Origin of the sequence: Actinomadura macra NBRC 14102 (genome assembly GCF_001552215.1) — a bacterium.
Lineage (GTDB): Bacteria > Actinomycetota > Actinomycetes > Streptosporangiales > Streptosporangiaceae > Spirillospora > Spirillospora macra.
This window is the reverse complement of record NZ_BCQT01000020.1, coordinates 168947-187775: the sequence shown is the minus strand read 5'-3', so window position 1 is coordinate 187775 and position 18829 is coordinate 168947. Positions and strand designations below refer to the sequence as shown.

Below are 18829 nucleotides of genomic sequence, written 5' to 3'. Positions count from 1 at the left end.
CGGTCGGGTCGTCGCATTGGCGGTAATCGGTGGCGGGGCACTATTCGCCCTGGTCGTACCCCCGGTGTTCCGCACGGAGCCGAAACACACAACGCCAGCCGCCCGGTCGACCACGCAGGCAAGCCAGCTGTCGGACGCGCCGCAGGTGTCGTTCACCGGTATGTCGTGGCGGGACTACCACGGCGTCGGGCTTCCCTACTCTGCTGCGGACGGGCCACGCGACACCGGCGGTGACTTGGCGGCGGGGTTCACCCAGACGCCGCAGGGCGCTCTGCTTGCCGCCGTCCATATCGCGGTGCGGGCGAACGTGCAGTGGGGGCCCACGGTGTTCGAGCCCACCATCGACCGGCAGGTCATCGGCCCCGACGCCGGCGCCCTGGCCGACGCGACAAGCCGGGCGTATGAGCGCCAGCGCGGCAAGCGCCCGGTAGGCGCGGCGCTCGGGCGAGGTTATGTCGTCCTGGAGGGGTTTCGCTGGCAGGGCTACTCCCCCGAGGCCGCGAGCCTGGATCTGGTGTCGGCCGGTCCGGGCGACAGCGATGTGACCGTCCGCGCAGTGACTCGGCTCCAACTCCATTGGCGCGATGGCGATTGGCGTGTGGTCGCGCCTCCAGGCGGGACGTGGGCCGGGGCGGCGGCCCCTATCGAGTCGCTGGACGGCTACGTCCGCTTCCCGGGCGGGGGTGGGTGATGCTTCCGTTCGTTCCGTGCTCGCCGGTGATGGACCCGGCCTGCGTCCAACCGGTCGACAACGACGGAGGTGGGAACCCGTTCGGTCCCGCGCTGCCCGATGTGCCATCCATGATCGGCGGGCATGTGCTGGACGAGGCGGCCAAGTCCTTCCAGGCGGCGGTCGGATGGCTGATCTCCAACACCGCGTCTTGGTGGGTGCAAACGCCGTCACCCGACCTGGAGGGCGAGCCAGCGATCGGATACCTGCAGTTGCTGGTCCGGCCGCTGACGATCGCGGTGGCGATGCTGGCGTTGCTGGCCGTCGCCGCGCGCATGGCGTTGTCGCGGAAGGCGGTTCCGCTGGTGGACGCCGGCCGTGGACTGGTCGTCCTGGCCGTGGTCACCGTGATCGGCACCCTCGTGCCGAACCTGCTCTTGCAGTGGGGTGACCAGTGGTGCGGCTGGGTGCTGGACGCCTCTGCGCACGGCGGCTTCGCCATGCGCATGGCCCAGATCGTGACGGTGCCGAGCGGGGTCCCGGCCGCGCTCGTGCTGATCCTCTGCCTGATCGCGCTGGTCATCGGCATCATCCAGGCGCTCCTGCTGCTGTTCCGCGGTGCGGCGCTGATCATTCTGGCCGGGCTGCTGCCACTGGCGGCCGCGGGCGTGATCACCACCTCGACCCGGTCATGGTTCACCCGGGTCGCGGGCTGGATGCTCGCGCTGATCTTCTACAAGCCGGCGGCTGCGGCGGTGTATGCGACCGCGTTCACGCTGGTCGGCAATGGTAAGGACCTGCACGCGGTCCTCATGGGCTTCGCGATGATGCTGATCAGCCTGATCGCCTTTCCGGTCCTGCTGAAGTTCTTCACCTGGACCACCGGCGGGTCCGAGACCGCCACCGGCGGCGGCGTCCTCGGCGCGCTGATGGGCAGCGCCGCCGCGGTCGGTGCGTTGCGCGGCTACGGCGGCGGGTCTGGAGGCGGCGGATCCAGCTCGGCTGGCCAGCATGCCGACTACCTCAACCAGCAACTCGGAGACCAGGCCACTCCGGCGCCCCTCGACGCGTCCTCCGATCAGTCATCCAGCCCGCCTGCACAACCTGGCGAGGGAACGCTGGCCAGTGAAGTTGAGCGCCAGACCTCCGACCCGAGCGCCTCGACCGGAAGCGGCCCCACCGGCGCCGACCAACCGGGGACGGACCAGGGCGGCCACGGGTGGGCGCCACCGAACGGTAACCAGGGTGAGCCGGTCGCTCCCACCCTCATCCGTACGGCGGACAAGGAACGCCAGCGCGGTGAGGACACGATCCGCTCAGCCGCCACCGCCGGCACCGGCGCGCCGACCGGCGCCGCCGAAGAAGGGGGCGGCGCCGATGGGCAATGAGGTCCGCACCTACGGCGGCTGGCGGCGCCGCCACGGCATCGGCCTGCTCGGCATGGACACCACCGCCACCTTCGTCGCGCTCGGCGCCGCGATGCTGCTGGTCCTCGTCGCCGCCACCGCACCACGACTGCTCGTCTATGTGGTGCCGCCAGCGTTGATCGGCGGTGGGCTCGGGCTCATCCGTGTCGGCGGTGTTCCGGTGGCGCGGCTGGTGCTGGGGCGGTGCCGATGGCGGTGGGGCGTCCTGCGCGGGCACAACCGGTACCGGGCCGGAGTCGTCATCAACCATCCCCGGGCGTTCCAGCTTCCGGGAGTGCTGGCGCCGTTGACCCTGCTCAGTGCCGAGGACGGATACGGCGGACGGTACGGGATCGTGTGGGACCGCCGCACCGGGCTGCTGACGGCTACCCTCCGGGTCGTCCCGACCTCCACCTGGCTGGCCGACCGCGGCGACGCCGATTCCTGGGTCGCGTCCTGGGGCGGCTGGCTTGCCACGCTCGGTCACATGCCTGTAGTGCGGTGGGTGACAGTGGCGGTGGAGACCGCGCCCGAACCCGGCTCCACACTCGCCGACGCCGTCGACCGGGCCGTCATCCCTGCGGCGCCTGCCCCGGCGCGCATCATCATGAGCGAACTCGTCCGGACCGCTCCGGCGGCAGCCGCCGACGTCGACACCCGCGTCTCGATCACCTTCGACCCCAAAGCGTCCTCGGCGACGCCCAAGGACTTGTTCGAGGCGGTAGCCGAGTTGGGCCGCACGCTGGACGGGCTGGCGTCCAGGCTCGGTGGTTGCGGCGTCTCCGTGCTGGGACGGGCGACGGCGGCCGAGATCGCTGGTGCGGTGCGGATCGCGTTCGACCCGGACGCGCGCGGCGAGGTCAACCGGCTCCTTGCCCGTCCAGGATCAGAAGACGTTCTGTCCTGGGCTGATGCGGGGCCGGTCGCCGCGACCGAGCACACCGGCCACTACGAGCACGACGGCGGGCATTCGGTGAGCTGGGCCTGGCACGAACCGCCCCGCCAGAACGTCCGCTCCGACATCCTGGCCCGGCTGGTCGCGCCCGGCCCCTTCCCCAAGCGCATCACCCTGCAGTACCGGGCCCTACCCGCCGCCGCGGCGAGCCGCGTGCTGCAGCAAGAGGTGAACGCGGCCGCGTTCCGTACCCAGTTCCGCCGCCGCACCGGACGCGACGAGACCGCCCGCGACAGCTGGGACGCCGCCCGCGCCCGCCAAGCCGCCACCGAGGAGGCCATGGGCGCCGGGGTCTGCCTGGTCTCGATGTACGCGACCGTCACCGTCACCGACCCCGAACAGCTCCGCCGCGCCGTCGCGCACGTCGAGGCAGCTGCCGACTCAGCCAAGATCCGGCTGCGCCGCCTGTGGGGAAGCCAGGCCGCCGGATTCGCCACCACCTTGCCCTGCGGCATCTGCCCACCCGAACTGTCGCGCCGCATCATCCACTGAACCGGAGGACCAGCAGTTGCCCAACGTCGAGGCGGAAGCCATGTCCGAGCCGCTCGCCGCGCCTTGGGGCTGGCGCGGGCCTGGCACTGGACGCGCCGCGCACGTTGAGCCCGCACCCGAGTTCCAGGCCACTACCAACCAAGCCTGCGGGCTGTACCCCTTTACCGCCGGCTCCGGCACTCCCACCGCCGGTACCCCGGTCGGACGCCACCAGCTCTGGGGCGAGGTCGTCTGCCTCGACCCGCTCGCCTGGCTACGCGAAGGGCTGGTCACCAACCCCGGCATGTTCGTCCTCGGACAGCCCGGCACCGGCAAGTCCACCCTGGTGAAACGCCTGGTCACCGGGGCCGTGGCCGCTGGCACCACACCGATCATCCTCGGTGACACCAAACCGGACTACACCAGGCTGGTCGAATACCTCGGCGGCCAGGTGATCCGCGTCGGACGCGGCCTCGACCGCCTCAACCCCCTCGACGCCGGGCCCCTCGACGAGACACGGCGCCGCCTCGCCGGAGCCGACGCCGAAACACTCCGCTGGGAGGTACGGTCACGGCGCCTCTCGCTGCTACTGGCGCTGGCGACCCTGGTGCGTGAAGCCCGCATCACCAACGCAGAAGAGGTCGTCCTCGGCCGCGCCATCGACATCCTCGATGACCGGCTCGAACACGAACCCACCATCGTGGACGTCCTGCTGATCCTGGAACAAGGACCCGACGAGCTCCGGACGGCCACCCGCACCGACACCGCCGACGCCTACCGAGCCCAGACCCGTGACCTGGTCTTCACCCTCGACCTCCTCATCTCCGGATCTCTGGCCGGCGTCTTCGACTCACCCACCACCCGCCCCCTGAACCTGGACGCGCCCGCGATCAGCGTCGACATCTCCCGCGTCCGCGCCGCCGGCGACAAGCTCCTCACCGCCGCGATGCTGTGCACCTGGGCCTACGCCTTCGGCATGGTCGACGCCGCCACCGCCCTCGCCGACCTCGGCGCCGGCCCCCGCCGCTCCTACCTCGGCGTGATGGACGAACTATGGCGCGCCCTACGCGGCGCGCCCGGCCTGGTCGAACACGCCGACGCCCTCACTCGTCTCAACCGCGCCAAGGGCATGGCCTCCATCATGATCACGCACTCGCTCGCCGACCTCGACGCCCTGGCCACCGAGGAAGACCGCGCCAAGGCCAAGGGCTTCGCTGACCGATCCGCCATCACCGTTCTGGCTGGGCTCCCACCCCGCGAGCTGGCCCGCGTCCACGAGATCGCCCCGCTCACCGGCCCCGAACAGCAACTCGTCACTTCCTGGTCGGCGCCCGACTCCTGGCAACCCGGCGCCCGCCATCCCGGGCGCGGGAAGTACCTCATCAAGACCGGCGAACGCCTCGGCATCCCGGTCGAGCTCTCCCTCGTCGGCCCTGAAGTCGACCTCTACGACACAGACCAGAAGATCCGTCAAGATTCTGGACAGTCTCGGCGGAACTCCGGGGCGGTGCTCCCGTGAGGCACTGTAGCCCGCCTGGAGTTGGTGGAATTGACCGTCTTGATGCGGAGTCAGGGCAGGGCGTCCGGGCTCATGATGCGGCCGGCGAAGTCGCAGAGCTCGGCGGTGTGGCGCTGGCTTTCACATGGATCGCGGTCGGCGAATGCCGAGCGATGCCAGAGCCCGAGGTAGCTGTCAGCGCGGTTGGTGCCGAGTTGTTCATCGAGGTAGAGCAGAGCGCCGATGGCCGCGTCCTGGTTGTAGCGGCAGTCGGGACGTGGCAGGTAACGGTCCAGGTAGGCGGCGAGGATGTCGGCGTCTTCGGGTTGAGCGAAGCGGGCCAGGGCGATGCAGTAGCCGATTCCGGCGTGGACCAATTCGCTGGCGAGCAAGAGCTCGCCGAGAGCGTCCCTGAACTGGATGCGCCGGTCCAGTGCGATAAGCCATGCAGCAGTGATCCTGGAGCGCCATTCCAGGTCCAGCAGTGTGCTCAGGTCCTCATCGCTGATCTCGCGAGCGTCGTTTGCCAGGGCTGTCTCGAAGGCTTCGAGGTCGGTCCTGTCGGGCTGTATCGGGTTGATCAGGTCGTGGTAGCGGCTGGTGGTGTAGGACTCGGGATCCCAGATGACATAGCGGCGGATGAGGGCCCGGTCCTCCGGTGTGCTGGGAACGCGGAAGGTCATGCGCACATCCTGGCCGGTGGCGTGGTCGGTCATTCAGGCAGGCGGCCCGGTTCCCTTTGCGATCGTGCTGGGGATGCGGTCGATGGCGGCGGCGTAGCGGGCGGCTCTGGCGATGGAAAGGCCGAACAGGTCGGCCAAGGTGCGCAGATCGCCGCCAGTTTCCTGGGCTTCGGAGAAGTTTCGGTCGAGTCGGATCTGCTGGCAGGGCATGCCGAGTTGTTCGCGCGTCCAGCTCTCGTGCACGGGCCGGGTGTGGGTCCAGCTACGGACGTTGACGGACAGGTGTGGGTTGATGGTGGTGGGCCAGGCCGCCGATCTGAGGTCCAGGTAGTCGCGGAGCCGTTCACGGACCGGGACAGCGAGCAGGATGGTCTGCCCTGCGTGGTGAAGCTTGCCGTCGTGAAAGTCGGTGAGCTTGAGGTCGCGGAGCTGGTGGATCCGCACAGCATGGTAGGCGATCAACGCGCGGGCCGAATCGAGAGACACAGATCGATCTGGCCCCTTTGGACTCAGCAAAGGCTTGAACAGTCACGCAGCAAAGATCACGAACTTCGAGGAGTTCCTGGAACCGACCAGGCCATCCGGGGCGGCGCATGACGCGTGCGCTGGGGCCTCGGGCGTCATTGTGGCATTCCAACGCCGGTGGCGGATGGTTGGTTCTCGTCGCCTGCTGGGCGCCCATTGTCGGGCTGTGGATCGTGTGGCTTGCCGCCAAGCTGTGCGCGTTCGCCACGGGTGGCGTGGTCATGTCGTTCGGTGCTGATTTCGCGATTGCTCTCGCCCGGGGCCAGACCAATGTCACGTGGCCGGGGACATCGACTCCGCTGGTCCTGCTCACCCTCGTACTTCTGATCACCGCTCTCGCGATGGGGGTCTGGAGAGTCTGGCGGCGTATCGCGGAACGTTTTCCACAGCCTGGGGATCCCGTCGCCGCGCTCGCCGACAATCCCGGTCTCGCAGTGCTCGGACCTGACGCAACCGCAGACAAAGCGATCGCGCTCAGGCGTTCACTGACGAAGGCTGCCCGCGAAAGGCTGATGCCGGACGACATCGGCCTGGTCTTGGGGAATGCCCTCCTCCCTGGCGACCGCAGCGGCCCGACCTTGTTCGCCTCGTTCGAGGACACGGTGGTGGCGTTCATGGCACCGCGCTCGGGTAAGACCACCACTCAGTCCGTCCCGCACGTCCTGTCCGCACCCGGCCCGGTCATCGCGACCAGCAACAAGGCCGACCTGTGGTCAGCCATCGCCACCGTCCGCGCCGAACGCACCGGTGGGAAGATCTGGCTGTTCGACCCGCAGCACGTCACCTACCAGCCACAAGCCTGGTGGTGGAACCCGCTCGCCGGACTGTCCACCGTCGAGGACGCCCACCGCCTTGCAGGGCACTTCGTCCTCACCGTCGACGACGGTCAGAAGAAGGACCTGTGGGGACCGGCCGCCCAAGACCTGCTCTGCGCATTGTTCCTGGCCGCCGCGAACTCGGGCCGCTCCCTGCACCACGTCGCGCAATGGCTGGACGAGCCCGCCGTCCCGACACCGATCGAACTGCTCCAAGAGGCCGGATTCCAGCTCATGGCCTCGTCCCTCAAAGGCACGCAGAACGGTGCCGTCGAGACCCGGGACGGGATCTACCAGACCGCCCGCACCGCCGCCAAAGCCCTCCGCGACCAGGAGATCCTCGCCTGGGTCACCCCTGACCGCGGCCTGCCGGTCTTCGACCCGGACGCGTTCGCCACCTCCTGCGACACGCTCTACCTACTGTCGAAGTCGCTGTCGGCCGCCGCGCCACTGATCGCCGCGCTGACCGACACCACCATGCGCGCGGCCGAACGCCGCGCCGAGCAGGCCGGCGGACGCCTCGACCCGCCGCTGATCGTCGCTCTGGACGAGGCCGCCAACATCTGCCGCATCGCCGACCTGCCACAGCTGTACTCCCACCTCGGGTCACGCGGCATCATCCCGGTCACCATCCTGCAGAGCTACGAGCAAGGCGTCACCGTCTGGGGAGAGCCCGGCATGGCCGCGCTGTGGGGCGCCGCGACCCGCAAAGTCATCGGTGCCGGCATCGACTCGCCCCGCCTCGTCCGCGACCTGGCCACTCTCATCGGGCAACACGACGTGCCAATCCGCTCTATCACCTACACCGACGGACGCACCAGCGAGCAGATCTCGCTGCGGCGACAAGAGATCCTTGAAGCCGCCGACATTCGCGCGCTGCCCACAGGAACCGCGCTGCTGCTGGCCACCGGGACCAGACCCGCCCTCATCCGCCTCCGCCCGTGGTACTCCGGCCCGCACGCCGCAGCCATCAAACAGGCCATCAAGACCGCCGACACCGCCATCGCGGATGCGGCCCGCCGCCACTACCACCGCGACGACCACCCGCCCATGCCGTAGTTAACGTCCGACAGAAAGGCACCCTCACATGCACGAATCCAGAGCTTTGGAGGCTCGATGTCCACTCCCGACACGTCCCCGACAGGCGACAGGCATCCCGAGTCGCTGTACCCGGATGTCACCGCCTGGGTGACCCAGCATTTCGTCCCGATGTACAGGCGCACTCTCGGCGGCGAGTTCCGCTGGTGCGCCGAATGGTGGCGGCACGGCGAAGCCATCTCCCGCCTCACCGCATTGTGGTTCGCCTGGGAAGCGATGCGTCTGCAAGGCGCCACCGGGATGGCCCTGTGGTACCGCGACCACCTCGACCACCAGCTCCCCATTCTGCTCGGACCACGCGGTCCCTTCTACCAGTGCACCGAAAACGAGCACCTGTCCCCGCACGAAGCCCGGATCGTCCCGGTCCCCTATGGATGGCTCGGCTTCGATCAGAACGAGCCGGTCCCGGTCGACGCCTGATCCCGTCCTTCACGGCTGGAACCCCTGACAGGAGATCCGCATGACCGAACGCATGCAAGCCGGCGCCCTTGCGCTGGACGCCTACGAACGGCACCTGTTCGGCAATCTGGCCAACGGGCACCGCAACATCCACGCGGAAGCCGAGGGGCTCCTCCATGCTCCCGTCGCCGACCTCATCCGCTACGGCGAGGGCAATCACCTCGACGTGGCCGACCTGGTGGACGCCAGAGTCCAGGCCCGTATCGACCGCGGCGGCGTCCTCGCTATCTCACCCAGTGGCATGGCCCAGTACACGGTGCGCGTCCCCGGCATCAACGACGGTCTACATACCACCGCACCCGAACTGGAGCCGGCTGATTCACCGCTGCTCCTCCTCACCCGGACGGCCGGAGTCAGCTCCTATGCACGAGACGAACATGCGGAGGTCGCATGACCGAAGCCAACGCCGGCGAGTTCGCCGAGTTCGGAGCCGCAGCCCTGGATGCCTTCCAAGGGCTCTTCGAGGAGACCGAACATCTCGACCACCGGGGCAACGACGCCCATGCCCACGAACTTCTTGGCGATCTGCTGATCGATCTGAAGCACTACGCCGAACAATGCGGTCTGGAATTCAACGACATCCTTGCCCAGGCGCATGGCTACTACCTCAGCGAACAGAACAGTCCCGACGTCTTCGCCATCGGTTCCTCCGTCCAGCTAGACGGACCCGCCGCAGCTGAAGCGATCCTCCTCGGCCAGCCGACACGAGGCAGCATCACCGGACTTCTCGTCCCAGAACACGGCCCGACCGAGTACTACGTACACTTCCTCGGCTCCACCACCTACCGCAGCATCATTGCCGCCGACCTGGAACCCGCCCCGCCTTTCCCTGACACACCCACGGCTGAGGGCGTCATCGACTCACCGCTCCGGGCGGAAGAGATCCTTATCGAGACAATTACCCGCATCGGTATCGCCGACGTCCGCGGCGTCTCTCCGCAGCCCGACGACTTCAAAGATCACCACGCTCTGCTGAACGCGCTGGCGGCGTGGAACGGCATGGACGAGCGAAGCGTCACCGATTGGCTCCTGCCCCATATCGCGCCACGTCTCCCATCTGCCGCACAAGACCAGCCAGAGATCGTCGCCTCGTCCCATCCACTCAGCCCAGGCCAGCTCGCCGCACAAGCCTTCCCAGTGCCGCTCGCCCGGGGCATCTCCTACCAGGAGCCTTATGAGCAAGGCGCACAGTCAAACCGTCCAGCCGACACGCTGACTCATCGATCCAGCTGCGGCCACTGAGACCGACGACGCGCAACGGCAGAACGCTTACCCCGACACACGGCATCGATAGTTGATCTTCAACTGCCGAACAGTCAGACTGCCATCGCATCAACTTTAGTAGACAAGAAGCGCCAATGTTGTCCATTGGCGTTGGACGTCGAAACACCGGAGGTCCCGCTGAAACAGTTCTTCGACTACGCCACCCGGCAGATCAAGACCACCGACACCCTCCCCGCGCTCCTCGCGTCCGCCTTCATCGGCCTGGACCTCATCGAGCGTGGCACCACCGTCCTCAGCCAGATCGCACCCGTGGACGCACACCAGACCGCGCTCGTTGCGGCCACCGACGCCTGGTGGGCCCTGTCCGAAGCCCCCACTCTCGCCTGGCCCGAACGTCCCATGCCGGACGCGGACGTCCAGCAGTTCTCCCAATCCATCGCCGCGCTGGTGATGGTCGTCGCCGAGGCCCTGCTGAACATCGCGTCCAAGACCACGGAGCCCGCCGACCGTGTGGCGTGCCTGAGAGCCGCCCACCACGCTGGCCACGTCCACGCCGCTCTCAAATAGGCACAACATGACCCACGCCAACACCAAGCGCATCGACCGTGCCATCCGAGCCCTGATTGCCTACGAGCAGGACACCTTCCGTAGAAAGCCCGCGGCACTTCAGCCCGACCTGCTCTATACCGAAGCACTCCTCGCCGCCCTACTCTGCGTTTTAGAGCACTGCGCCACCCGGCACGGCATCGACTCTTCCAGCACGGTCGACACCAGCTGCTCAATCAACACCAAAGAAGCCACCTACACGGTCGGCGACGAAGTACGGCTAACCCGCCAATCCGGCCGCTGCGGCACCATCATCGGCTGGAGCACCGGCGTGAACGCCGAGACGTCCTTCCACGTCGAGGTACCAGGCATTCCCTTCATCTACGCCGAACCGGAAACGCACCTCTCCCCAGCGCCACCGTTCCCGCCGACGAAGACGAGCCTGGGCACCGTGGCCTGGGCCGATCAGGCCGAACAGCTCTACATCAGCATCACGGCCCGGCTACCAGGTGTAAGAGGCTCAACCAGACGCAGACTCGACGAAGACCGCCACAACCTTCTGACGACACTGAGCTCTTGGTGCGGCGTCCCAATGAGCCGGTTACAAGACGAACTCACTCCTTAGCCTGACGCAACGCTCACGCCGACGCACCGGCATCGGCCAGATGGAACCAGCGGCCCGTCCGCCGCCGACCTCATTCGAGGCTCCACATCCAACCTGAGGCCATCGTCCATCAGAAGCCGCAACTCCCGTCTCCTCCGTCAGGCACGCCGCAAGCAGCCCGCACAAGAACAATGCGCTCCACCGCCCGCACGCGCGGATCCGTCATGGCCCCTGCAAAGGCGGCTTCCGCTCCACCCAGCCATCAACTGGAGGACAGCAAGATGACGCACGAACGCGAACACCACGAGGTCCGACAAGCCTGGTTCACCGAGATCCTCAACAACGCCCTCAACGACCTGGCTCACGCCGAGCGGGTCATCACCGCCTACGCCTCCCAAGAACCCGACGGCTTCATCGCCTGGGGGATGGCCGAAGGTGAGGCCGTCCAAGCCCACCAGGCCCTCCGCCAGGCCCCGTCTCTCCGCGCCACCGTCCCGGCCGACTACACAGCGGTGAACGCCACCGCCGACGCCCTGTTCGAACTCGCGCGAAAGATCCTTCAAAGCCTGGTCCGGGCCGCCGAACTGGCCAACGACCCCGACGACAAGATGGCCTGCCTCCAAGCCGCCCAGCACGCCGGACGCCTCCGCGACGCCCTCCGGTAGCCGCCGTGGTCACATTCGGGGAGATGACCGCCCTCGCCACCGAATATCTCACCGACCTTCAACAACAACTCCACAGCCCGCGCCTACATCGGGACATTCGCAGCCGCACTGCCCTGCCTGAGCTCTCACGCCTTACGCACGTCCTCGCCCGCTACCACGACCAGATCGCCAATGGCTTCGGCACCCCGGCCCCGGACCTCACCGGCGTGCGGGACGCCGCCCGCCGCGCCGGCACCCTCCTTGAACAAGGAGAACACCTCCTCGGCCCACCCTCGGACACCGAAACACCCGCCTCGACCCTGGCCCAGAAACTTCGCGCCGCCTCCATCGCCCTCGGCTGCGGCCTGGACCTACTATCCACACATTCCCCGCCTACCCAGGACCAGGTGACTTCAGCCAACGCGGTCGTGATCGCAACCCCCGACACCGCCCGTGCCCTGCTGCACCAGCTCAGCACCCACACAGCCACCGTCGGCCACCTGGCCAGGCGCACTAACGCACCGACCAACCAGGCCGGCGCGCTGCTCCTGAAGGCCGCGATACTCGACCGCATATACAGCGAGAACCGGACAGCATCCTCCATCGCCGCCCTCCCGCTCCACCACACGCCGGCTCGCATTCCGCCCGTGATCGGAGAAGACGATAGACAAGCCCTCGCCGGCATCGACGCCAGTATCCAACGCCTGAGCGCCCCCGCGGCCTTCACCTCGGTGACCACCTGGCGCTACCTCGCCCGAGCAGCCGCCATCGTCTGCGATCTCAACTCCAAGACCGTTCGCCAACTGATCCACCGCATCAACGAAATGAGCAGGCTCCACCACGTCCCTGTCCTCAAACAGGCGGTGGCGGACGTCCAGCACACCGGCCGCGCCTGGCGAACCGTCATCCAACGCTGGGACGGGCACATCGGCCACTACGGCCACCCCGCCAACGGCCCCGCAACCGACGCCGGTGACCTCATCGTTCGCCTCGGCCGCTTCATCCACGCCGATCCCGCCTGGACACCCAGCCCCCGCGCGTCCGGCCGCTTAAGACCACCCCACGAGCTCGCCGCGGACCTGACGCAGGCTGCGGATCTTGCCGTCGTCGCCCTCAAGACCATCGAAGCGTGCAACAACATCGCCGCCAGCCAGCACGCCGCCATTAACGACGCTGCCACAATCGGCGTCCTGGATCATCAGAAGAAGCACCCGACCCAGCGACCACGCGTACCAGCGTCAGTCCGCGAACTCTCGACCCGGTACGACATAGCTCAGACCAGAGGCCGCCAAGCCATCCTCACGCTCGGCCAAGCCATCCACAATCTAACTTCTCAATCTGCCGACACCCTCATAGAAGCGCGCCTGATCATCGACCGCACACTCGCCAACGCAGAGCAAAATCAATCTCCCCTAGCCGCAGCCGAATTTCCTAGAACGATTGGCAACTGCCTTTCCAAAGCGCCACCTTCTTCATCCTCACAAACCTCTAAAGTCCCAACAAATCAGCCGAATTACCAGCACAGACAGCAGGGCTGATGCTGATTGGCGAGAATTGCGCCTCGCCCCCTACCCCGATGCCAAGGGGTAGGCCACGCCACGACTGACGAACTAGCCACGACAACATGGAGAGGCGGACCGTAAGCTCAGCCCCCGCATGATCATTCTGACGGGTCGAGGACCGCGAAAACAATCTTGCCGATGTTGCCAGCCAAGGGACGTACCCCCCAGTAGCGGCAAAGCTGGTCCACGATGAGGAGGCCCCGACCCGCCTCGCTATTCACGTGCGTTGCCTGTATGTGCGGCAGGTCGTAGGTGGCGTCCTGGACCTCCATCCACAGCACTCCGTCCTCGGTTCGAATCAGACGCAAGATCACGTTGTCGTCTGGTGCGGACGCATAGCGGAGGGCGTTGGTGACCAGCTCGCTCGCCACCAAACACGGCGCGAAATCGTCCATGTCCCACTGGCCGGTGACGAGTCGCACAAACCGCCGCACCTCCGCGACGGCCTTGTGGTCCTGCTTCACCACCATCTCGTTCTCCGCAGGCGCCTGGCCCATGACGTCTCCTCACTATGTGTGGCATCCCTCACACAGTGAGCTACTTTCTAGCTACGATGGGCTTACCACACAGAGGTGGCAGACAGTGGTAGATCGACCTCTGAATCCGGCAGGTTCGTCGAGAGGTAGGAGCCATGCCCCCGCGTCGCCAACGCCCACGTGAGTCGCCCGCCCTCGTCGCCTTCGGCCGCCAGATGCGCCGGATGAGAGAGGCCAAGGACGTCAAGCAGGAGACCATCGCTCATCTGACGCAGGTGAGCGGCCCTCAAGTCAGTCGCATCGAGACCGGGAAGAAGCGCGCCACGCGGTCGTTCGTTGACGCCGTGGACGACTATTTGGAGGCGGGCGGCTCCCTCATCAGCCTGTGGGAGGACCTGAACAAGGACGGACACCCAGTCCCGATCTGGTTCGACTGGCCACAGACAGAAGCCGACGCGGTCATGCTCGTCTGCTGGCAACACTCGATAATTCCCGGCCTAGCCCAGACCCCGGCTTACGCTTTGGCGCTGCTACGAGGAAGTCGGGAAGCGGCAGATGCGCGCATCATCCGCCAAGCCATCCTCACCGGGGATAAGGACTCCAACCCTCCGATCGTCGTTTTCCTGCTCGACGAACACGTGCTCCATAACCTCGTGGGAACCCCCGAGACGATGCGGGAACAGCTTGAGCACCTGCTGGAGCTGATCTTGTTGCCCAACGTCACGGTTCAAGTAGTGTTGTCTAGCGGTGAGCACGAGGGCGTCCTGGGCGCGTTCGTGGTTGCGACGATGGAGGATCGGAGTGAGATCGCGTACATCGAGACAGCGATCCGAGGCATCACCACAGACAACCCGGCGGATCTGGCTAGCCTGGCGCGAACCTTGGTCGAACTCCGTTCTCAGGCTCTCACCCAGGACATGTCGCGTGAACTGATCCGAAAGGTCATCAAGGAGAGATGGACCTGACAAACGCCCAATGGCGCAAGAGCACGCACAGTGGACCCAACGGCGGCGAATGCGTCGAGCTGGTTGGGATCGCCGGTGCGGTGGCGGTGCGAGACAGCAAGGATCCGGACGGGTCTGTCCTCCTACTGATGACCCGCACGGCCCTGAGGACGGCCATCCAGTCGGCCGCCGAGACGCCCTGACCATCCGGCACCGAACACCCTGGGCGCTCCTCGCCCCGCTGAGTCACTGCGAGTCGTCCCGTCCCCAGTGCGGACGACCCGCCGCACTATGACGCTGTGGGGTGTTGCATGGGTTGGCAACACCCTTCGGTGGCCGACAGAGGTGACGGCCCGGCTCTAACCGTCGAAGATGTTCAGGGTGACGGACATCGCGCCCGCGGCGCAGGGCCGCTGGACTCCGCTGAGCCCGACCCTCAATGCCGCAACCAAAACCTGGGTCACCGAGCTGCGAAGCATGTTCGACACGACCGGGTTGTCTGTTCGAGCGCATCCGGCGTGATTCGCGGCGGGAGGGGCTGTCGGTCCGGGCGCTGGCCGCAGGTACGGGGTGATCCGGCGGCTGGTGCGGGAGGCGCTGACGCATGCTGAGCCGGCGCCGCGGAAGACGCCCGGAGAACCGCACGTTCGAGCAGACCAGGCAATCATTTCGCTGCCTGGCAGGAACCAACGCTGTCTGCCACCGGGGTCCGCGCCGCGTTCGGGTCATTGCGCTAGCGGGGCCTCCGGTCGTTCACGGCACGGTTGACGGCCTGATCTGGTTGTCGCCATTCTCCCAGCATGGGCTTGGGGGAACGCGTTCGCTACCAGACCTCCTTTACCGACTCGGCCCGCTGGGATGGGTTGGTGTTCCGTCCCGGCGACATCGTGATCAGCACCCCGGCCAAGTGCGGCACGACCTGGCTGCAGATGATCTGCGCCCTGGAGATCTTCAAGAGCGCGACATTCGACCGGCCGCTCGACCAGATCTCGCCGTGGCTGGACGTCCTGCTGCGCCCGCTCACCGCAGTGCTGGCCGACCTGGAGGCACAGGCGCACCGGCGGTTCATCAAGACCCATGCGCCCCTGGACGGATTGCCCTTCGACGACCGGGTCACCTACCTGTGCGCAAGCCGGGACCCCCGGGATGTGGCCGTGTCCCTGGACAGCCATGCCGGCAACACCGACCGGGCCGTATCCCTGGCATTGCGCCAGGATGCCGTGGGCGCCGTGGCCCTTGCCGAGTTGCTGGCCGCCGCTCCGTCCCTGCCGAGCGGGACCGCGCGCGAGCGCTTCTGGTCCTGGGTCAATCCGGCCGCGCCCGGCAAGGCCGTGTCCGACCTGGAGATCATGCTTCACCATCTGGACACGTTCTGGCAGGTCCGCGACCAGCCCAACATCGTGCTGCTGCGCTACGAGGACCTCCTTGATGACCTCGAAGGGCAGATGCGCTACATAGCGGCCCGGCTCGGGATCGCCATCACCGAGACAGCCTGGCCGGACCTGGTCCAGGCCGCCACGTTCGCGGTCATGAAGGGCCGGGCCGGCGAGCTCGCGCCCGAAGCCAGCCACGACGGCTTCTACCACGACCACAGCCGGTTCTTCCACAGCGGAACAACAGGCCAGTGGCGGCAGGTCCTCAGCGAGCAGGAGCTCCCCCGCTACGCCGCCCGAGTCGCCCAATGCGCGCCCGCCGACCTTGCCGCCTGGATCCACCGGCCCGCGCTGCCGGCGGCAGGCAACCTCTAAGGGCGCGGTGCATGAGTGAAGACGCACCGGAGCCGACCGCGGAACTGGCGGCGGACGGCGTCGTGCCGTCGCAGCCGGTGATCTCGCCCGACGGGTGCCGGATTGCCTACGCCATCGCTCCGGCCGGCCGCAAGACAGAGCGTCGAATGTGCGCGATATGGCTCGCCGCCGTTGACGGTAGCTCACCATCGGCGAAGCCGACCGCCATCAGCCTGACCGCCCGGCCTGGTCGATGAGGGCCCTGGCCACAAGCCCTGACCAGGCCCGTCTGCGATTGGACCCCGACTCCTCGGTCGCCGACGGCCGCTGGCCTTCGACACCTGAAACCGCAAAGGCGGGGCCAGTTCAAGCCGTCAGCGGCCTGTGGGCGCGAAGATGTTCCCAGTGGCGGTTCGGCAGCGTTCCATCTCCGACTGGTCAGCGCCGAGCTGCCGGAGAGCCAGCTCCACCATGGCCTCGCTGTTACACATCCCCACCAAGAGCCGGAGCTGAAAAGCCCAGATTCCCTCCCGGTAGGGGTAGGCGGTCTCGAAGCTGTTGGTCACTGCTTGTAGGACGCCCACTCTGATCAGGATGTTGGACACAGACCAGACGAGACCGGCATGCATGGTCGGCTACGCGGTGCTCAAACTCATCAACATTTCTTGCCTGATGATCACCAACTGGTGCCCGAACCGACCTACAAACGGTGCTGCTCTCGCTGGCAGAGCCATCCCCCTGCCGACGACACCCGGTCTGGGCAACGACACCCACAGACGGCCGCCGTAGACGATGGGTTGCCCAAGCGGGCAAGAGCGCGAAGGACCGCACGACGACGGCACCGCACAGCCCCGCACACGCCGCCTGTGTCAAAGAAGGGCGGCGAGCTCGCGTGCTCCCGGTATGCGGGGGCTGCGGTGGACCAGATCGATGGCGACGCGGCGGATGGAGTGCCGGTCGCGGACTTCGCCGGGGGCTTGATGGTAGGCGTCCAGGAGTCGGCCGATCGCCGGTTCGGGCCAGCCTCGTTGGGCGTAGGCGCGCGCCATGTCGATGTGAAGTCTGGCCCGTCGTTCGGGGGTGGGGAACTGCTCGGGTCGCAGGTCGGTTCCGGCGGCCAAGGCGGCGCCCGCGTCGCCGAGGCCCCAGCGGACGCTGACGTCGTAGAGTGCGACCTGGGCAGGTGTGATCGCGAATCGGTGAGCCGTGTTGAGGCGGGTGGGCCTCCGGGCTGGCAGGTGGCGGGCGGCGCGGTGGGCTTGGCTCATCATTTCCAGCGCGCCGTCACGGTCTCCGGCCAGCGCCGCGTTGTATCCGGTGGTACACAGGGTCTGTGCGTAGGCGGCGGCCTGCTCCGTGGTGGTGAGGCCGGTGGCCTCCAGCCGGGCGGCGGCCTGCATGGTGACGCGTTGGGCGAGCGTCTGCTGGTCCTCGTGTCGGAGTACGACGCCCAGCGAGCGCGCGGCTGCGGCCATCGCGATCGGGTCCTGCGATCGGGCCGCATAGGTCATCGCCCGGTCGGCGGTGAGGCGGGAGCGTGGTCCGGCGCCGATCTTGTGCAGTGCCTCGGTCGCCAGGTCGTACACGCCGGCCACCAGCACCCATACTGCCGGTTGGTCGGCATCTTGGTCGGCGGTACGGTGCGCGGTCGCCAGCAGGGTAGGCAGGCCCTGCACCACCTCGGCCAGCCGCCCGTCGTCAAAAGCCTGCCAGGCGGCCCGCAGGCGCGCAGTGACCTTGGCGTGGGAGACCGGGCCAGCCGTCTCTGGTGTCAGCGCGAGCGCTTCGTCCAACCGGGTCAGGGAGGCCATGGGCAGAGCGGCCAGACCGGCGGCGAGCAGGCTTCGTCGGCGCATCGGATCCTCCTGGACCGCAGGGGCCATGGTGGTGACCACCGTAGCCGCAGCCAACGTGCTGACACCCAGTAACGCGGCCAGCACGTCGGAAGGCATTTCGATAGCCGCCGCGACCGTCTTGGCCTTCGCCGCATCGACGCCAGCGCACCGGCCCCGCTCCAGCCGCGAAATCGTCGCCGCCGAGTAACTCGTCCTGCGGCCAAGGTCGGCTTGACGCCACCCGCGGTGCTCTCGCGCCAGCCGGATCACCTCCCCCAAGGCCCCGGCGTCGACCAGTCCTCTCACCACGGCCGTCCGCCAGAACGAGTCCGCTTGCATCGCCGCCGCCCCCCGGAGAGCACGGAAAGTCAAGACCTCACCACGCTACGAGATCAACGGGGTGTTGCCCAGAGCCGTGTGCAAATCCTGCAAACACGTGCGGCTCCTGCACACCACTCACCGAATCGCGCACGGGACCTGTGAAGTAGCGGTGACCGACCACCATCCATCTCAAGGAGCAGAACATGCACACCACCCCGCCGCCCGCGCACCCGCCGACGTCCGAGATCTTCGCGCGGTTGTTCGCCGGGCCCGAGACCCTCATCGCCCCGGCACAGGCTCACGAGTACACCAAAAAGGACGGCGACTCCGACCAGCCCCACAAGTACGACGAGATGTGACCACCCG

23 protein-coding genes and 1 pseudogene are annotated in these 18829 nt (G+C 67.4%); 18 read left to right on the top strand and 6 right to left on the bottom strand.

Annotated features, from left to right (window positions below; translation table 11 throughout):
• Window positions 1-16: 16 nt before the first annotated feature.
• The 4 genes from AMA02S_RS32485 to AMA02S_RS32470 are packed head-to-tail and all read left to right on the top strand — an operon-like array spanning window position 17 to window position 5021.
• Window positions 17-691 carry a DUF8175 domain-containg protein gene (locus tag AMA02S_RS32485; protein WP_169806934.1) on the top strand — a complete coding sequence of 225 codons (675 nt, stop codon included), beginning with the start codon at window positions 17-19 and terminating at the stop codon, window positions 689-691.
• The gene (locus tag AMA02S_RS32480; RefSeq protein ID WP_067466182.1) at window positions 691-2058 is read left to right on the top strand and encodes a TrbL/VirB6 family protein; all 1368 of its coding nucleotides are present in this window, start codon (window positions 691-693) and stop codon (window positions 2056-2058) included. Before AMA02S_RS32485 ends, AMA02S_RS32480 begins: the two co-directional genes overlap by 1 nt.
• On the top strand, window positions 2048-3523 hold the full coding sequence (locus tag AMA02S_RS32475) for an SCO6880 family protein (protein WP_067466180.1): 1476 nt from the start codon (window positions 2048-2050) through the stop codon (window positions 3521-3523). The genes AMA02S_RS32480 and AMA02S_RS32475 overlap by 11 nt, the downstream gene beginning before the upstream one ends.
• Before the next feature lie 16 nt (window positions 3524-3539).
• Complete coding sequence (locus AMA02S_RS32470; RefSeq protein WP_245667926.1) at window positions 3540-5021, top strand: putative type IV secretion/conjugal transfer ATPase; 1482 nt, start codon at window positions 3540-3542, stop codon at window positions 5019-5021.
• A gap of 50 nt (window positions 5022-5071) precedes the next feature.
• Here the strand turns inward: AMA02S_RS32470 and AMA02S_RS32465 are convergent, their stop codons facing one another.
• Both AMA02S_RS32465 and AMA02S_RS32460 read right to left on the bottom strand, forming a co-directional pair.
• Window positions 5072-5716 carry a DUF6000 family protein gene (locus AMA02S_RS32465; protein WP_067466178.1) on the bottom strand — a complete coding sequence of 215 codons (645 nt, stop codon included), beginning with the start codon at window positions 5714-5716 and terminating at the stop codon, window positions 5072-5074.
• Complete coding sequence (locus tag AMA02S_RS32460; RefSeq protein WP_157430961.1) at window positions 5717-6169, bottom strand: hypothetical protein; 453 nt, start codon at window positions 6167-6169, stop codon at window positions 5717-5719. It abuts the gene before it with no gap.
• 551 nt (window positions 6170-6720) lie between these two features.
• Here AMA02S_RS32460 and AMA02S_RS32455 point away from each other — a divergent pair.
• From AMA02S_RS32455 to AMA02S_RS32420, 8 genes are all read left to right on the top strand, one after another.
• A complete protein-coding gene (locus tag AMA02S_RS32455; protein ID WP_169806933.1) occupies window positions 6721-8082 on the top strand; it encodes a type IV secretory system conjugative DNA transfer family protein in 1362 nt (453 codons plus the stop codon).
• 57 nt (window positions 8083-8139) lie between these two features.
• Window positions 8140-8541, top strand: a complete 402-nt coding sequence (locus AMA02S_RS32450; protein ID WP_067466165.1) for a DUF4913 domain-containing protein — start codon at window positions 8140-8142, stop codon at window positions 8539-8541.
• Between the two features lie 40 nt (window positions 8542-8581).
• The gene (locus tag AMA02S_RS32445; RefSeq protein WP_067466163.1) at window positions 8582-8974 is read left to right on the top strand and encodes a hypothetical protein; all 393 of its coding nucleotides are present in this window, start codon (window positions 8582-8584) and stop codon (window positions 8972-8974) included.
• A complete protein-coding gene (locus tag AMA02S_RS32440; protein WP_067466159.1) occupies window positions 8971-9822 on the top strand; it encodes a hypothetical protein in 852 nt (283 codons plus the stop codon). The genes AMA02S_RS32445 and AMA02S_RS32440 overlap by 4 nt, the downstream gene beginning before the upstream one ends.
• A 126-nt stretch (window positions 9823-9948) precedes the next feature.
• On the top strand, window positions 9949-10371 hold the full coding sequence (locus AMA02S_RS32435; protein ID WP_067466156.1) for a hypothetical protein: 423 nt from the start codon (window positions 9949-9951) through the stop codon (window positions 10369-10371).
• Between the two features lie 7 nt (window positions 10372-10378).
• Window positions 10379-10975 (top strand): hypothetical protein, encoded by a 597-nt coding sequence (locus AMA02S_RS32430; RefSeq protein WP_067466153.1) that lies wholly within the window; start codon window positions 10379-10381, stop codon window positions 10973-10975.
• Window positions 10976-11235: 260 nt separating this feature from the next.
• The gene (locus AMA02S_RS32425) at window positions 11236-11619 is read left to right on the top strand and encodes a hypothetical protein (RefSeq protein WP_067466150.1); all 384 of its coding nucleotides are present in this window, start codon (window positions 11236-11238) and stop codon (window positions 11617-11619) included.
• A 23-nt stretch (window positions 11620-11642) separates the two neighbouring features.
• Window positions 11643-13136, top strand: coding sequence for a hypothetical protein (locus tag AMA02S_RS32420; protein WP_157430960.1), 1494 nt, complete (start codon window positions 11643-11645; stop codon window positions 13134-13136).
• A 122-nt stretch (window positions 13137-13258) separates the two neighbouring features.
• Here AMA02S_RS32420 and AMA02S_RS32415 read toward each other — a convergent pair whose 3' ends face one another.
• Window positions 13259-13657 carry an ATP-binding protein gene (locus AMA02S_RS32415; protein ID WP_067466142.1) on the bottom strand — a complete coding sequence of 133 codons (399 nt, stop codon included), beginning with the start codon at window positions 13655-13657 and terminating at the stop codon, window positions 13259-13261.
• Between the two features lie 134 nt (window positions 13658-13791).
• Here AMA02S_RS32415 and AMA02S_RS32410 point away from each other — a divergent pair, with 134 nt between their 5' ends.
• The 5 genes from AMA02S_RS32410 (at window position 13792) to AMA02S_RS42325 (ending at window position 16564) form a co-directional block, all read left to right on the top strand.
• Window positions 13792-14601, top strand: coding sequence for a helix-turn-helix domain-containing protein (locus AMA02S_RS32410; RefSeq protein ID WP_084265837.1), 810 nt, complete (start codon window positions 13792-13794; stop codon window positions 14599-14601).
• A complete protein-coding gene (locus AMA02S_RS32405) occupies window positions 14592-14783 on the top strand; it encodes a DUF397 domain-containing protein (protein ID WP_067466137.1) in 192 nt (63 codons plus the stop codon). The genes AMA02S_RS32410 and AMA02S_RS32405 overlap by 10 nt, the downstream gene beginning before the upstream one ends.
• 178 nt (window positions 14784-14961) lie before the next feature.
• Window positions 14962-15102: a hypothetical protein gene (locus AMA02S_RS42330; protein WP_157430959.1), complete on the top strand. Its 141-nt coding sequence runs from the start codon at window positions 14962-14964 to the stop codon at window positions 15100-15102.
• A gap of 278 nt (window positions 15103-15380) precedes the next feature.
• The gene (locus AMA02S_RS32400; protein WP_067466132.1) at window positions 15381-16328 is read left to right on the top strand and encodes a sulfotransferase domain-containing protein; all 948 of its coding nucleotides are present in this window, start codon (window positions 15381-15383) and stop codon (window positions 16326-16328) included.
• Window positions 16329-16339: 11 nt separating this feature from the next.
• Window positions 16340-16564 carry a hypothetical protein gene (locus AMA02S_RS42325; protein ID WP_157430958.1) on the top strand — a complete coding sequence of 75 codons (225 nt, stop codon included), beginning with the start codon at window positions 16340-16342 and terminating at the stop codon, window positions 16562-16564.
• A gap of 117 nt (window positions 16565-16681) precedes the next feature.
• Here the strand turns inward: AMA02S_RS42325 and AMA02S_RS32395 are convergent, their stop codons facing one another.
• The 3 genes and pseudogenes from AMA02S_RS32395 to AMA02S_RS45160 form a co-directional block, all read right to left on the bottom strand.
• A complete protein-coding gene (locus tag AMA02S_RS32395; RefSeq protein WP_157430957.1) occupies window positions 16682-16912 on the bottom strand; it encodes a hypothetical protein in 231 nt (76 codons plus the stop codon).
• A gap of 264 nt (window positions 16913-17176) precedes the next feature.
• Complete coding sequence (locus tag AMA02S_RS32390; protein ID WP_245667925.1) at window positions 17177-18163, bottom strand: hypothetical protein; 987 nt, start codon at window positions 18161-18163, stop codon at window positions 17177-17179.
• 114 nt (window positions 18164-18277) lie between these two features.
• Window positions 18278-18481, bottom strand: a pseudogene (locus AMA02S_RS45160) (helix-turn-helix domain-containing protein); the annotation flags it as partial.
• A gap of 185 nt (window positions 18482-18666) precedes the next feature.
• Between AMA02S_RS45160 and AMA02S_RS42320 the strand changes: the two are divergent.
• The gene (locus tag AMA02S_RS42320; protein ID WP_157430956.1) at window positions 18667-18822 is read left to right on the top strand and encodes a hypothetical protein; all 156 of its coding nucleotides are present in this window, start codon (window positions 18667-18669) and stop codon (window positions 18820-18822) included.
• The last annotated feature ends 7 nt before the right edge of the window (window positions 18823-18829 follow it).